Source organism: Cellulomonas sp. NPDC055163, from assembly GCF_053607065.1.
Genome location: NZ_JBSGSU010000002.1, coordinates 149,891 through 164,479, shown reverse-complemented (window position 1 = coordinate 164,479; position 14,589 = coordinate 149,891). Strand labels below are relative to the sequence as shown.

General features: G+C 76.6%; 10 protein-coding genes. 5 read left to right on the top strand and 5 right to left on the bottom strand.

From position 1 onward, the window contains the following. Positions 1-76: 76 nt before the first annotated feature. Positions 77-1,873 carry a DEAD/DEAH box helicase gene (locus tag ACWFNE_RS04470; protein WP_452121260.1) on the bottom strand — a complete coding sequence of 599 codons (1,797 nt, stop codon included), beginning with the start codon at positions 1,871-1,873 and terminating at the stop codon, positions 77-79. Positions 1,874-2,144: 271 nt separating this feature from the next. Between ACWFNE_RS04470 and ACWFNE_RS04465 the strand changes: the two genes are divergently transcribed. Next, positions 2,145-2,828 carry a ferritin-like fold-containing protein gene (locus tag ACWFNE_RS04465; RefSeq protein WP_452121259.1) on the top strand — a complete coding sequence of 228 codons (684 nt, stop codon included), beginning with the start codon at positions 2,145-2,147 and terminating at the stop codon, positions 2,826-2,828. 129 nt (positions 2,829-2,957) lie between these two features. Here ACWFNE_RS04465 and ACWFNE_RS04460 read toward each other — a convergent pair whose 3' ends face one another. Together ACWFNE_RS04460 and ACWFNE_RS04455 are read right to left on the bottom strand one after the other, a co-directional pair. After that, a complete protein-coding gene (locus ACWFNE_RS04460) occupies positions 2,958-3,182 on the bottom strand; it encodes a DUF3107 domain-containing protein (RefSeq protein WP_452121258.1) in 225 nt (74 codons plus the stop codon). A gap of 89 nt (positions 3,183-3,271) precedes the next feature. After that, positions 3,272-3,895: a TetR/AcrR family transcriptional regulator gene (locus ACWFNE_RS04455; RefSeq protein ID WP_452121257.1), complete on the bottom strand. Its 624-nt coding sequence runs from the start codon at positions 3,893-3,895 to the stop codon at positions 3,272-3,274. An 86-nt stretch (positions 3,896-3,981) separates the two neighbouring features. Between ACWFNE_RS04455 and ACWFNE_RS04450 the strand changes: the two genes are divergently transcribed. The 3 genes from ACWFNE_RS04450 (at position 3,982) to ACWFNE_RS04440 (ending at position 12,083) form a co-directional block, all read left to right on the top strand. Then, positions 3,982-4,959, top strand: a complete 978-nt coding sequence (locus ACWFNE_RS04450; RefSeq protein WP_452121256.1) for a DUF3152 domain-containing protein — start codon at positions 3,982-3,984, stop codon at positions 4,957-4,959. Positions 4,960-5,022: 63 nt separating this feature from the next. After that, complete coding sequence (locus tag ACWFNE_RS04445) at positions 5,023-8,325, top strand: ATP-dependent helicase (protein WP_452121255.1); 3,303 nt, start codon at positions 5,023-5,025, stop codon at positions 8,323-8,325. Then, the gene (locus ACWFNE_RS04440; RefSeq protein WP_452121254.1) at positions 8,322-12,083 is read left to right on the top strand and encodes a UvrD-helicase domain-containing protein; all 3,762 of its coding nucleotides are present in this window, start codon (positions 8,322-8,324) and stop codon (positions 12,081-12,083) included. Before ACWFNE_RS04445 ends, ACWFNE_RS04440 begins: the two co-directional genes overlap by 4 nt. Positions 12,084-12,168: 85 nt before the next feature. Here ACWFNE_RS04440 and ACWFNE_RS04435 read toward each other — a convergent pair whose 3' ends face one another. Then, positions 12,169-13,113, bottom strand: coding sequence for a phosphotransferase (locus ACWFNE_RS04435; RefSeq protein WP_452121253.1), 945 nt, complete (start codon positions 13,111-13,113; stop codon positions 12,169-12,171). A gap of 88 nt (positions 13,114-13,201) precedes the next feature. Between ACWFNE_RS04435 and nudC the strand changes: the two genes are divergently transcribed. Then, positions 13,202-14,149 (top strand): NAD(+) diphosphatase, encoded by a 948-nt coding sequence (gene nudC, locus ACWFNE_RS04430; protein ID WP_452121252.1) that lies wholly within the window; start codon positions 13,202-13,204, stop codon positions 14,147-14,149. A 45-nt stretch (positions 14,150-14,194) separates the two neighbouring features. Here the strand turns inward: nudC and ACWFNE_RS04425 are convergent, their stop codons facing one another. Then, positions 14,195-14,458 carry a mycoredoxin gene (locus tag ACWFNE_RS04425; protein WP_412869497.1) on the bottom strand — a complete coding sequence of 88 codons (264 nt, stop codon included), beginning with the start codon at positions 14,456-14,458 and terminating at the stop codon, positions 14,195-14,197. Positions 14,459-14,589: the final 131 nt, after the last annotated feature.

Sequence of the window (14,589 nt, the reverse complement as noted above, 5' to 3'; positions counted from 1 at the left end):
GGCGTCGCTCGCCGGCCGCGCAGCACGACGGGCCGCCCGCTCGGTGAGCGGACGGCCCGTCGACGTGCGGGGTGGGTCAGCCCTGGGCGGGCGACTCCTGCGCGGGAGCCGACGACTCCTGGCCCGGCGCGCCCGTCGCACCCGAGCCGCCACCGCGCGTGCGGCGGCGGTTGCGGTTGCGGCGAGGGCGGTCGGCTGCCGGGGCGTCACCGGAGTCCGGCGTCGTCACGGGCTCCTGCGGGTTGGTCGGCGCGGTCGTCGCGCCCTCGGTCGTCTCGACGGCGTCGCGTCCGCCACGACCGCGGCTGCGCGAGCGGCCACCCTCACGGGGAGCACCCTCGCGTGCGCCGGCGTCACGTGTGCCGCTCTCGCGCGGAGCGCCGTCACGCGCACCCCGGCCACGCCCGCCGCTGTCGCGCCCGCCGCTGTCGCGCCCACCGCTGTCGCGGCCACCGTCGCGCCCGGCCGAGCGCCCGCCCGCAGACGTGTGCCGCTTGCCGGTCTCGCCCAGGTCCTCGAGCTTCTCGGCGTCGAGCCCCGCGCGCGTCTGCGCCGACTTCGGCAGCCGCCCCTTCGTCCCGGCCGGGATGTTGAGGTCCGTGAACAGGTGCGGCGAGCTCGAGTACGTCTCGACGGGCTCCGGGATGCCCAGCTCGAGCGCCTTGTTGATCAGGCCCCAGCGCGGGACGTCGTCCCAGTCGACGAACGTGACCGCGGTGCCCTTGTTGCCCGCGCGGCCGGTGCGGCCGGTGCGGTGCAGGTAGGTCTTCTCGTCCTCGGGGCACTGGTAGTTCACGACGTGCGTGACGTCGTCGACGTCGATCCCGCGCGCCGCGACGTCCGTGGCGACCAGCACGTCGACCTTGCCGTTGCGGAACGCGCGCAGCGCCTGCTCGCGCGCGCCCTGGCCCAGGTCGCCGTGGATCGCGCCCGCGGCGAACCCGCGCTCGATGAGGTCGTCCGCGACCTTCGCGGCGGTGCGCTTGGTGCGGGCGAAGACGATCGTCAGGCCGCGGCCCTCCGACTGCAGCAGGCGCGCGAGCACCTCGACCTTGTCGAGCGCGTGCGCACGGTAGACGACCTGCTTGATGTTCTTGACGGTCTGGCCGCCGTCGTCGGGGTCGTTCGCGCGGATGTGCGTCGGCTGCGTCATGTAGCGGCGCGCCATCGCGACGACCGCACCCGGCATCGTCGCCGAGAACAGCATGGTGTGGCGCGACGCGGGCGTGCGCGAGAGGAGCCTCTCGACGTCGGGCAGGAAGCCCAGGTCGAGCATCTCGTCGGCCTCGTCGAGCACGACGCACCGCACGCGCGACAGGTCGAGGTAGCCCTGGTTGAGCAGGTCGATCATGCGGCCCGGGGTCCCGACGACGACCTCGACGCCGGTCGTGAGCGCGTCGACCTGCGGCTCGTACGCGCGGCCGCCGTAGAGCTGCACGATGCGGACCGAGCGCTTCGCCGACGCGGTCATGAGGTCGCCGGCGACCTGGACCGCGAGCTCGCGGGTCGGGACGACGACGAGCGCCTGCGGCTTGCCGGGCGCCGGCAGCTCGTCGAACCCGGGCTCGCCCGGCGCGACGACGCGGTGCAGCAGCGGGACGCCGAAGCCCAGGGTCTTGCCGGTACCCGTCTTGGCCTGGCCGATGATGTCGTGGCCCGAGAGCGCGACCGGCAGCGTCATCGCCTGGATCGGGAAGGGGTGCGTGATGCCGGCCGCGGCGAGCGCCGCGACGATCTCCGGGCGGACGTCGAAGTCCGCGAACGACGGGTTGCTCGCCTGCACGCTGCTGGAGGTGGAGGTGGCCTCGTCCAGCAGGGGCAGGCCCTCGACGGTGGTGGCGTCGGCGGGGAGAGCGGGATCGATGGTGGTCACAGGCGACTCTTCACTCGTGTGGTGGCGAGCCGCACGAGTCCCTCCGGCGCACGGGCCGGGTCAGGAGACGGGCATCGCCACGTGGTTGGCCGGCAGCCGATCGTGAATGTCAGTTCGTGACGACGCGGCGCTCGCGAGCGGCGAGGGCGGTGGAGGCACGAGGCGGTCGAGACGACCGGGCAACCGATGTACGCGCTCGATGCTACCGGACGCCCGTCCGGGCGGCTGTGAGGCCGGTCACCCGGGAGCGTCGCGGCGTTACGATCTGCGGATGACCGAGACGCTTCCGACCGGCACGCAGGCCGCCCAGAGCGCCGACACCCTCGAGCTGCTGGGCCTCGTCGCCCAGCTCGAGCTGGTCGCGTTCGCGCGCCTCGCGGCCGACGCCGCGCTCGCCCCGACGCTCGCCCAGCGCCTCCAGCTCACACGCTTCGCGGCGACGAGCGTCGAGCGGCGGGACCGGGTCCTCGCGCGCGTCGCCGAGCTCGGGGGCGACCCCGAGGCGGTCCTCGGCTCGTTCGCGCACGTGCTCGACGACTTCGACGCCCGCACCGCCCCGAGCACGTGGTGGGAGCGGCTGCTCACCGCGTACGTCGGGTACGGCGTCGCCGACGACTTCTGCCGGCACGCCGCGGCGTCGCTCGACGAGGAGTCGCGGGCGCTGGTGCTCGACGTGCTCGGCGACGTCGGGCACACCGAGCTCGCGGTCGCCGAGCTCGACGTGGCGCGCGCCGACGACGAGGTGCTCGTCTCGCGGCTCGCGCTGTGGGGCCGCCGGCTCGTGGGGGAGGCCCTCGGCGTCGTGCAGAACCTGCTCGCGACGCGCCCCGGGCTCGCCCGGCTCGCCGCCGCCGCGTCCGACGGCGCGCAGAGCGGCGACGGCTCGGCCCGGCTCTTCGGCGAGCTCACCGCACAGCACACGCGCCGGATGGGGCGCCTGGGCCTCACCGCCTGACACGGGATCCACCCGGCCACAGCGCGGCCGGGTGCGCCGTTCCCCGGCGCGCCCCTGGCGGGTTGCACGGGACCCGGACAGCACGAGACCCGGCGCGGTCGGCCGCGCCGGGCCCTGGTCCGTGCCGGGTCAGAGGGTGCCGAAGCCCACGCGACCCTTCGACTCCGCGCCGATCTCGACATAGCCGAGCGTCGCGACCGGGACGATGACGCGCCGGCCCTTGGTGTCGACGAGCTCGAGCACCGTCTTGCTCTCGAGCGCGGCAGCGACGGCTGCGGCGACCTGCTCCGCCGTCTGGTCGGACTCGACCACCAGCTCGCGCGGGAGGTTCTGCACGCCGATCGTGATGTCCACTGAAACCGTCTCCTCGCAGCTCTCCTCGCCCCGCACCGACGAGCGCGGGTCGTACGGCCAGCGCTCGTCGCGCGGACCGCTCCGTCATCCTAGGCAGATCCGTCGTACTCGAAGTCCGGTCGGATGAGCCCGGCGACCCCGCCCCACGCGAGGCGTCCGACCAGCTCCGCTGTCTCGTCGGCGGACGGCGCCCCCGCGACCCGGAGCCGGTGCGTCGCGGCGACCTGCGCCATCGCGGTCAGGGACGTCGCGAGCATCGCGGTGCTCCCCGGCGGCAGGCCGGTGACGTCCTCGAGGACGACGGCGATGCGCCGCGCGGCCTCGGTGGTGGCGTGCTCGACGCGTGTGCGGACGTCGGCGTCGTGCGTGACGTCGGACTCGAACAGCAGCGTCGAGGACTCCCCGGCGCCGTCGACGAACTCGACGTACGCGCGCACGATCGCCATGACCACGTCGCGCCCGTCGCCCGGCTGCACGGGCCCGCGCTCGATCGGCTCCACGGCCGTCTCGATCGCGTCCACGAGGGCCTGCCCGCGCTGGTCGATCACCGCGAGGTAGAGGTCGAGCTTCGAGGGGAAGTGGCGGTACAGGACGGGCTTGCTGACCTCGGCCCGGTCCGCGATGTCGTCCATCGAGACGTGGTGGAAGCCGTCGCCCGCGAACAGCTCCTGGGCGACGCGGAGCACCTGCGCGCGCCGCGCCTGCTTCGCCATGCGCGGGCTCCTCGCGCGTCCCGCCCCCACCTCGCTCACCCGGCGATGGTAGCCACGGCATGTGTCCGGGATGCGACGATATTCGGATGTCGGCCCCCCTCCCGTCCCCCGGACGGTCCAGCGCGGGGCCCGGCGCGTCCTCGTTCGGGCGGCGCCGGCGGCGCACCCGGGTGCGGCTCACGGCGCTCGCGGTCGCGGTCGCGGCCTTCTGCGCGGGTGGAGCGACGGCGGTCGGTGCGCTGCCCGGCTCGGCGGCGCGGGGTGCCGTCGTGCAGGCGTGGGGCTCGGTGACCGGCGAGCGCGGGGACGAGCGCGCGACCCGCGACGAGGTCTGGCCGACGCCGACGCCGGAGCCCGTCGGGGAGCTCGACTCGCTGCCCGAGGAGGAGCCCGTCGCGACCGACGTGACCGAGGTGTCCGACCCCGTGCTCGTGCCGCAGCTCGGCGGCGGGTCCACGAGCCTCGAGCGCGGGGGCGGACCGAGCACGTCCGACCTCGCCGCCGGGCTGCGCTCGCTCGACGTGCCGCGGTCCGCGTCGGGCGACCTCGTGGTCGTGCCCGGGTCGCAGGCGGCGCCGTCGCCCGCCGCCGGCACGGCACCCGCGGTCCGGACCGTCCGCGTCGAGGTCGAGGAGGGGCTCGAAGTCGACGCCGGGCTGTTCGCGTACACGGTCATGGCGACGCTCAACGACCCGCGCGGCTGGGGCGCCGACGGGTCGATGGTGTTCGCGCGCACCGACGGCGACGCCGAGCTGCGCGTCGTGCTGGCGTCCCCGGCGCTCGTCGACCGCATGTGCGCGCCGCTCGAGACGGTGGGCAAGGTGTCGTGCGGCATCCAGGGTCACGCGGTGCTCAACTACCTGCGCTGGGTGGACGGCTCGACCTCGTGGGACGGGGACAAGGTCGCCTACCGGCACTACCTCGTGAACCACGAGGTGGGGCACATCCTGGGCCACCGGCACGAGTACTGCGGCGGGGCCGGGCAGGTCGCGCCGCTCATGCAGCAGCAGACGGGCCCGATGGCGCCGTGCACCCCCAACCCCTGGCCGTTCCCCGGCTCCTGAGGGTGCGCGGGCGCCTCGCGTGGGCACCACGGGACTGTCGGTGGCGTGTGGTGTGATCTGCCCGTGAACCCCGGACCGTCGCGCGCCACGCCCCTGCGGCTCGTGCGCCCGGCGATCGTCGAGCAGCACGGCGCGGTGCTCACACGCGGAGGTGCGGGCGTCCCCGGTGCGGCCGGGTTCCTCGCTCCCGGGGGCGGGCTCGCGCTCGACCCGCAGCAGCGCGAGGTCGTCGAGCGCGTCGCCGCGGGCACGGACCGGGCGCTGCTCGTGCTCGGCGCACCCGGGAGCGGCAGGACGAGCGTCGTGGTCGAGTCGGTCGTCGCGGCGCTCGCGGACGGCGACCTCGCCCCCGAGGACGTGCTGGTCGTGGCGGCGAGCCGGCGCGCCGCCGGGGAGCTCCGCGACCGGCTCTCGGCCCGGCTCCAGCGGACGTCCGGGCAGGCGATGGTCCGCACGGCCGCGTCGGCGGCGTTCGCGGTGCTCCGGGCGCGCGCCTCGCTGCTCGGCGAGCCGCCGCCGACCCTGATCTCCGGCCCCGAGCAGGACATGCTGCTGAGCGAGCTGCTCGCCGGGCACGCCGCGGGTGACGGCGTCCCGCTCGACTGGCCGGCGTCCGTCCCGCCCGAGGCGCTCGGCCTGCGTGCGTTCCGCGACGAGCTGCGGGACCTGCTCATGCGGGCCGCCGAGCGCGGGCTGGCACCGGTCGACCTCGCCGAGCTCGGCGAGCGCCATGCCCGCCCTGCGTGGGTCGCGGCCGCAGCCGTCTACCAGGAGTACCTCGACGTCACCCTGCTGCGGACCGCCACCCCGGACCTCGGCTCGCGCTACGACCCGGCGGTCGTCGTCGAGGAGGCGGCCGAGGCGCTGCTCGCGTGGGACGACGAGGTCGCCGCGGCACCGCGCCCGGGCTGGCGGCTCGTCGTCGTCGACGACCACCACGAGAGCACCGCGGCGACCGCCCGCCTGCTGCGCGTGCTCGCGGACGGCGGCGCGCGCCTCGCGCTGTTCGCCGACCCCGACAGCGCGGTGCAGACGTTCCGCGGCGCGAGCCCCGCGCTCGTCGCACGCGCGACGGTCGAGGGCGACGGCCCCGGTGAGCTCGGCGCGCGGCGCCTCGTGCTCGGGACGGTCTGGCGGCACGGCACGCGCCTGCGCGAGGTGGCGTCCGGGGTCGCGGCCCGGGTCGGCGCCCAGGGCGCCGTCGTGCACCGCCGGGCCGCGGCGCGCGACGGCGGGGCGGGGAACGTGCGCGTCGCGATCCTGCCGAGCGCCGCGCAGGAGGCGGCGTACGTGGCCCACGCGCTGCGGTTCGCGCACCTCGAGCACGGCACGCCGTGGGAGCGGATGGCGGTCGTGGCCCGCTCGGGCGCCCAGGTCACGGCGCTGCGCCGGGCGCTCGCGAGCGCGAGCGTCCCGGTGGCCGTGCTGGGCAGCGACGTCCCGCTGCGCGAGGAGCCCGCGGTCCGCCCGCTCCTCGACGCGGTGCGCTGCGTGCTGCCCGCGGGGACGGTCGGGGCCGCGGAGCTCGACGCGGAGACCGCGGCGCGGCTGCTGTGCTCGCCGCTCGGCGGCCTGGACACCGTGGGGCTGCGCCGCGTGCGCCGCGCGCTGCGCGCCGAGGAGCTCGCCGGCGGGGGAGGGCGGGGCAGCGACGTCCTGCTCGTCGAGGCGCTCGCCGAGCCCGGCCGCACCGCGGGGCTGCCGCCCGGTGCCCGCCGGCAGGTCGAGCGGCTCGTGCGCGTCCTGGCGACGGGCCGCACGGCGGCGCTCGCCCCGACCGCCGACCCGCAGACGGTGCTGTGGGCCCTGTGGGACGCCGCCGGTCTCGCCGAGCCGTGGCGGCGCGCGTCGCTCACGGGCGGGGCGGCCGGCGCACGGGCCGACCGCGACCTCGATGCGGTCCTCGCGCTGTTCCGTGCTGCGGAGACGTTCGTCGACCGGATGCCCCAGGCGCCCGCGGGCGCGTTCGTCGACTGGGTGCTGGGTCAGGACCTGCCGGCCGACACGATCGCGGCCCGGGCCGACCGGGACGCGGTCGCCGTGCTCACGCCCGCCGGTGCCGCCGGGCGCGAGTGGGACGTCGTCGTGGTCGCGGGGGTCCAGGAGGGCGTCTGGCCCGACCTGCGGCTGCGCGACTCGCTGCTCGGCGCGCAGACCCTCGTCGAGCTGCTCGCGGGGCGCGAGCCCGACGCCGGCCAGCTCGGTGCGGGGGCCCGGGCGGCGGTGCTGTCCGACGAGCTCCGGTCGTTCCACGTGGCCGTGTCCCGGGCGCGCGAGCGGCTGCTCGTCACCGCCGTCGCGGACACCGACTCCCAGCCCTCGCCGTTCCTGGAGCTGGTCGAGCCCTGCGACGACGACGTCGACCCGCGCAAGGTCACGACGCCGTCACCGCTCGACCTGCGCGGCCTCGTCGCCCAGGTGCGCTCGCGGCTCGAGTCGAGCGTGCTGCGTGGGCGGCCCGATCCGGCGGCCGCGGCGATGCTGGCCCGGCTCGCCCGAGCGGGGGTCGAGGGCGCCGATCCCGACGAGTGGCACGGCCTCGCGGAGCCGTCGAGCGAGGAGCCGCTGTGGCCCGAGGGCGAGAAGGTCACCGTCTCGCCGTCCAAGATCGAGACCGCCGCGACGTGCGCGCTGCGCTGGGCGCTCGAGGCGGCGGGCGGCACGGCGGCCGAGAGCTCGGGGCAGTCGCTCGGCACGCTCGTGCACGCGATCGCCCAGACGTACCCGACCGGCACCCACGACGAGCTGCTCGCGGAGCTCGACCGGCGCTGGCCCGAGCTCGGCCTGCCCGACGGGTGGCCGACGACCGTGCAGCGGCGCCGCGCCGAGTCGATGGTGCGCCGCCTCGCGCAGTACGTGCGCAGCGCCGGTGAGCCTCTGCTCGTCGAGGCACCCTTCACGCTGGAGCTCGACCGTGCGGTGGTGCGCGGGTCGATCGACCGGATCGAGCGGGCGCGGCCGGCCGGCGACGCGGACGACGCCGGCACCGAGCGTGTGACGGTGAGCGACCTCAAGACCGGGCGCACGGCCCCGACCGCCGCGCAGGCGCTCGAGAACCCGCAGCTCGGCGCCTACCAGCTCGCGGTCGACGCGGGCGCCGTCGAGGGCCTCCCGCCCAATGCCCGCAGCGCCGGCGCACAGCTCGTCTTCGTCTCGGACGTGAACAAGAGCGCCGCCGCGCTGCGCAGCCAGGCACCGCTCGAGGAGGACGGCGACGGCACGAGCTGGGCACGGCGCCGCGTCGAGGAGGTCGCGGGCCACATGTCGGCGGCGACGTTCGCGGCGACCGAGAACGACATGTGCTCGCGCTGCCCGGTGCGGCGCAGCTGCCCCGGCCGCGACGAGGGCGCCCAGGTGGTCGAGTGACACCGGACGCCGCGGCGCCCGCCGCCCGGCGGCCCGTGCTCTCGGCCGCCCGGATCGCCGAGCTGCTCGAGCGCCCCTCGCCGACACCCGAGCAGGTCGAGGTCATCGAGTCGCCGCTGCGCCCCTCGCTCGTCGTCGCCGGCGCCGGGTCCGGCAAGACCGAGACGATGGCGGCGCGGGTCGTGTGGCTGCTCGCGAACGGGCTCGTCGCCCCCGAGCAGGTCCTCGGTCTGACGTTTACCCGCAAGGCCGCGGGCGAGCTCGGCGACCGCGTGCGCCAGCGGCTGCGGCACGTCGCCCGCGCGGCGACCGCGCAGGGACTCGTGCTGCCCGGCCTCCCGCTCGCCGCGGCCGGCCTGGACCCCGGCCTGCTCGACCTCGCGCGCCCGACGATCGCGACGTACAACGCCTACGCGGCGTCGCTCGTGACGGACCACGCGATGCGCCTCGGGGTCGAGCCGACGTCCCGGCTCCTGGGCGAGGCCGCGCAGTGGCAGCTCGCGAGCCAGGTCGTCGAGTCGTGGACGGGGGACCTCGACACCGAGGCCGCCGTCTCGACGGTCGTCGAGGCCCTGCTCGAGCTCTCGGGCGCGCTCGACGAGCACCTGCTCACGCCCGACGAGGCGCGCGCGGGCATGGAGGGCATCATCGAGGCGATCGAGGCGACGCCCCCGGGCAACCCGCCGCGCGCGCCGTACGCGCCGATCACGAAGCTGCTCGGGCTGCTCGGCGAGCGCACGCGCCTGCTCGAGCTCGTCGCCGACTACCGCGCGCGCAAGCGCGCCGCCGACGCGCTCGACTTCGGCGACCAGGTCGCGCTCGCGGCCCGGCTCGCGCGCGAGGTCCCCGAGGTGGGGTCCGGCGAGCGCGCCCGCTACCGGGTCGTGCTGCTCGACGAGTACCAGGACACGTCCTACGCGCAGCTCGCACTGCTCGGGGCGCTCTTCGGCGACGGCCACCCCGTGACCGCCGTCGGTGACCCGCACCAGTCGATCTACGGCTGGCGGGGTGCCAGCGCGGGCGGCCTCGAGCGCTTCCCGTCGACGTTCCCGGTCGTCGAGCTCGATGAGGACGGCGCGACGCGGCGCCCGGCGGACGTGCACCTGCTCTCGACGTCGTGGCGCAACGACGAGGCGATCCTCGAGGCGGCGAACCACGTGGCGCTGCCGCTGCGCCGGGCGAGCACGCGCGTCGCGGTCCCCGAGCTCGCCGCCCGCCCGGGCGCCGGGACCGGGCTCGTGCAGGCCCACGTCGCCGCGACGCTCGAGGAGGAGGCGGCTGCCGTCGCCCGGTTCGTCGCGGAGCGCTGGCGGCCCGCGGGGCCTGGGGTCGCACGGGTCACCGCCGCGGTGCTGTGCCGCAAGCGCGCCCAGTTCACCGTGCTGCGTCGGGCGCTGCGCGACGCGGGGCTCCCCGTCGAGGTGGTGGGTCTCGGCGGTCTGCTCGCGACGCCGGAGGTCGTCGACCTCGTGGCGATGCTCCAGGCCGCGCACGACCCGTCCCGCGGTGACGCGCTGATGCGTCTCCTCACGGGCGCGCGCACGCGGCTCGGGGCAGCGGACCTGCACGCCCTGGCCGCCTGGTCCGCCGAGCTCGCTGCGGGGCTCGGGCACGCGCGCCGGGGGGCGGAGCGGCGGGCGGACGAGCGGGACGGGACCGGCCTGGCCGGCGGGGGCGCTGCGTCGTCGGGCTCCGCGGGCGCCGCGCCGTCGGGCCTCGCGGGCGCGTCGTCGGGCTCCGGGGGCGTCCCGTCGGGCTCGAGGGACGCGGGGTCAGGCTCCGTCGGCCCGGCGCACGACCCTGCCTCCCCGGCGCCGAACCCCGTCGCGGCGGACGTCGTCGACGAGCGCAGCATCGTGGACGCGATCGACGAGCTGCCGCCCCCCGGCTGGCGCAGCCGCACCGGGCGCACGCTGAGCGACACCGCTCGTGGGCGCCTGACCGACCTGGCGCAGCTCCTGCGCGTGCTGCGCTCGCACACCTACCTCTCGCTGCCCGAGCTCGTCGGGGAGGCGGAGCGCCTGCTCGGGCTCGACATCGAGGTCGCGGCACGCGCGGGCGTCTCGGCCGGCCGTGCGCGGGCGCACCTCGACGCGTTCCGCGACGTGGCCGTGCAGTTCTCCGACGGCGCGGACAGTCCCACGCTGGGGGCGTTCCTCGCCTGGCTCGCCGCGGCCGACACACGCGAGCGCGGCCTCGACATGCCCGTCGCGGAGCCGGACCCGGACGCCGTGCAGATCGTCACGATCCACGCCGCGAAGGGACTCGAGTGGGACGTCGTCGCGGTCGCCGGGATGGTCGACGGCGGGCTCCCCGCGATCCGCACGACCGGCAAGGACGGTCCGACGGACAAGGCCTGGCTGAGCGGGCTCGGCACGCTGCCGTACCCGCTGCGCGGCGACCGGCACGACCTGCCGCAGCTCGCCTACGCCGGTGCCGCCGACCCCAAGGACCTCGAGGAGCGGCGGCGGCGGTTCGTGGAGGACGCCGGGCAGCACGCGGTCGCCGAGGAGCGCCGCCTCGCGTACGTCGCGCTCACGCGGGCGCGGTCGGCGCTGCTGCTCACGGGCGCGTGGTGGGGCGACGCGTCGCAGCCCCGCCCGCCGTCGCTGTTCCTCACCGAGCTGGCGGAGGCGGGCCTCGTCGACCCCGAGGCGTGGGCTGCGGAGCCGGAGGACGGTGCGACGAGCCCGCGCGGCGGGGACGACGTCGCACCGGTCTGGCCGGCCGACCCGTTCACCGGTCCCGGCGGGCGGTCGTCGGGTACGCGTCGTGCCGCGGTCGAGGCGTCGGCGCAGGCCGTGCGTGAGGCGATCGCTGCGGCCTCCTCCGGTGACGCGACCACCGGCGCGCCGTCGGGCGGTCCGGTCCACGCCGGCGCTGCGCGCACCGCCCCAGCCGACGTCGCCGGGTCGTCGAGCCGCGCGCGTGCCGACGTCGCCGCGTCGTCGAGCCGCGCGCGTGCCGACGTCGCCGGCACGTCGAGCCCTCCCCGCACGGCCGACGCACCCCGCGAGGGCGACCGCCCGCCGCCCGGCGCCGCCGTGCCCACCCCGTGGGACCGCACCGCCGACCTCCTGCTCGCGGAGCGCGCGCTCGCCGCGTCCCCGTCGAACGACGTCGAGCTTCCGCCGCACCTGTCGGCGTCCGCGGTCGTCCGGCTCGCGTCCGACCCGCAGGAGTTCGCCCGTGCGCTGCGCCGACCCGTGCCGCTCGAGCCGTCGCCCCAGGCCCGGCGCGGCACGGCGTTCCACGCGTGGGTCGAGGGTTGGTTCGGGTCCGCCTCGCTCGTCGACGTCGACGACCTCCCCGGCGCTGACGACGACTCCGTGCGTGTCGACGCCGACCTCGTCGCGCTGCGCGAGGCGTTCCTCGCGACCCCGTGGGCGCACCGCGTGCCGCTCGCCGTCGAGGTCGACATCGAGACCCCGGTCGCGGGGTACGTCCTGCGCTCACGCATCGACGCCGTCTTCGCCGACCCCGACCGCCCGGACGTGCCCGGCGCGGTCGTCGTCGTCGACTGGAAGACGGGAGCCCCACCGACCGACCCCGCTGCGGTGCAGGCCCGAGAGCTGCAGCTCGCGGTGTACCGGCTCGCGTGGTCGCGCTGGAAGGGCACGCCGCTCGAGCACGTCAGCGCGGCGTTCTGCTACGTCGGCGGGGGGCGCACCGTGCGGCCCGCGCGGCTGCTCGACGAGGCCGAGATCACGGCGCTGCTGCACGCCGCGGCAGCGCAGTCGCCGCGCTCGACCGGGTGAGCCCCGCGCGTCCGCGCGCCGCAGTGGCGCCGGCGGTCCCGCCAGCGATTCAGCCGATCGGAGCGGGTCAGACGTGCAGAGCGGGTCAGCCGATCGAGCGACCCGCGACCGCGTCGGCCTCGCGCGTGCTCTCGTCGAGCTCGTGCAGCATCTGCACCGCGTCGTCGACCACGTCCGCGCTCCCGGTCCGCACGCCGTAGAGCAGCCAGCGGGCGAGCGCGAGCTCGCCGGCGAGCAGGGCGCGCTCGGTGAGGTGGCTGTCGGTGAGCTCGGTCCGGCGCAGCTGGTACGCCTCCATGATCGAGTCGACGGCGTCCTGCGGTGCGGCCACGAGCAGCCACGACAGGTCGTCGGCGGGGTCCGCAACCATCGCGTCGCCCCAGTCGAGGATCCCGGTCACGGTGCGGTCGTCGACGAGCACGTGCTCGGTCGTGAGCCCGCCGTGCACGACGGTCGGCTGGAACCGCCACAGCGCGACGTCCTCGAGACGCTCCTCCCAGCGCCGCAGCAGCGTCGTCGGGACCTTGCCGGTCCGGGCTGCCTCGTCGACCTCGGCCTGGCGCCGGTCGCGGTACGTCGTCGCGTCGTAGACGGGCAGCCCGGCGTTCTCGACGAGTGCCGTCGGCAGCTCGTGCAGCGCGCCCAGCGCGCGGCCCAGCGACGCCGCGAGGCCCGGACCCGGGCGCAGCGACTCCAGCCGCAGCGGTCGACCCGGCACCTGCGGGTAGACGACGGCCCGGCCGCCCTCGGGCAGGTGCGCGAACCCCGCGGTGCGCGGGACGTCGAACGGGAGCCGTCCCGCGTCGACCTGGCCGGCGAGCGCCTCGACGAGCTCGACCTCGGCCTCGAGCAGCGCACCGGAACGCGCACTGGTGGGGGACCGGACGACCCACCGCCGGCGCACGGCGTCGATCACGACCGCGATGTCGAAGTCGCCGCCCGAGACCTCGGGGCGGCGGACGTCGTACGCGTCGAGCCCGGGCACGGCGACGGTCGCCAGGGCAGCGAGCGCGAGAGGTGAACGTGACACCCGCTCAGCCTAAGCGCGTCGCCCGCCCGGTCGTCGGTGCGTCCGCGCGTGTCTGCGATGTCGGGTTTCCCCGCGTACGGTGGCGGGCGTGATCGCCGAGCCGCCGCTGTCCCGCACGCGGACCGACCGTGCCGCCGACGCCCGTGTGCGGCCGGACCTGGTCCCGTCCCTGCTGACCGACCCCGCGACGCGGGTGCTCCTCGTCCACGCGGGCACGGTGGTGACCCGCGACGGCGGGCAGGGCGCGCAGCAGCTCGCGCTGCTCGACCCGGGCGAGGCCGCGCTGCTGTCGCCGGGCGGGAGGCTGCCCGAGGGGTGGGCCTTCCTCGGGTACGACGACGCGCCGGGCGGGGGCCGGGGGACCGCCTACCTGGCGCGGCTCGTGCCCGACGTGGCGTCCGCCGTCCTCGTCCCGGGCGACCGCTGGTCGCCGCTGCGCGAGGTCGGAGGGGAGCTGTCCGCGCGCGACGCGGGCCTCGCGACGGCCGCGGTCGCGCTCGAGGCGTGGCACGTGCGCCACCCGCGGTGCCCGCGCTGCGGCGAGGTGACGGTCTCGCACAGCGCCGGCTGGGTGCGTCGGTGCACCGCCGACGGCTCCGACCACTACCCGCGCACGGACCCCGCGGTGATCATGGCCGTCGTCGACGGGCGGGACCGCCTGCTCCTCGGGCACTCGGCGCACTGGCCCGAGAACCGCTTCTCGACGCTCGCCGGCTTCGTGGAGCCCGGGGAGTCGGTCGAGTCGGCGATCCGCCGCGAGGTGCTCGAGGAGGTCGGCGTCACGGTCGGTGCGGTCGACTACCGCGGCAGCCAGCCCTGGCCGTTCCCGGCGTCGCTCATGCTCGGCTTCCGGGCGCGCGCGCTGAGCGAGGACATCACGGTCGACGGCGAGGAGGTCACGGACGCGCGCTGGTTCGAGCGCACCGAGCTGCGGGCCGCGGTGCGCTCCGGGTCGGTGCTGCTGCCGAGCAGCACGTCGATCGCGCGGATGCTGATCGAGGAGTGGTACGGCTCGGAGCTGCCGAACGCGATCTGACGCGGTCGCACGAGGGACCGCGCGGGCCGCGGATGCCCGCGCCGGTCAGGAGTCCAGGCGGGCCTTGACGTCCGCGAGGGACGGGTTCGTCGCCGCGGAGCCGTCGGGGAACACGACGGTCGGGACGGTCTGGTTGCCGCCGTTGACCTGCTCGACGAACGCCGCCGCATCGGGGTGCTCCTCGATGTTGACCTCGGTGTAGCCGATGCCCGCGGAGTCCAGCTGCGTCTTCAGCCGGCGGCAGTAACCGCACCACGTCGTCGAGTACATCGTGATCGAACCGGCGTCGGGCAGCGTCTGGGTGCTCATGCGTCCTTCTTTCCTGCGGGTGTCGCCGTGACCCGTGGGCCTCGGCGAGGTCGGCGTGCGTCGTCGCCGGGTCCAACGCCGGCGACGCCGGAACTCTTCCTGGCGCGTGCGCCCCTCGCAAGCCCGCGCCC

What these genes read in the sequence shown, in the direction of transcription:
- ACWFNE_RS04425 (WP_412869497.1), bottom strand. Translation starts at nt 14,458, where the DNA reads ATGAGCACCCAGACGCTGCCCGACGCCGGTTCGATCACGATGTACTCG.
- ACWFNE_RS04455 (WP_452121257.1), bottom strand. Translation starts at nt 3,895, where the DNA reads ATGGCGAAGCAGGCGCGGCGCGCGCAGGTGCTCCGCGTCGCCCAGGAG.
- ACWFNE_RS04450 (WP_452121256.1), top strand. Translation starts at nt 3,982, where the DNA reads ATGTCGGCCCCCCTCCCGTCCCCCGGACGGTCCAGCGCGGGGCCCGGC.
- ACWFNE_RS04465 (WP_452121259.1), top strand. Translation starts at nt 2,145, where the DNA reads ATGACCGAGACGCTTCCGACCGGCACGCAGGCCGCCCAGAGCGCCGAC.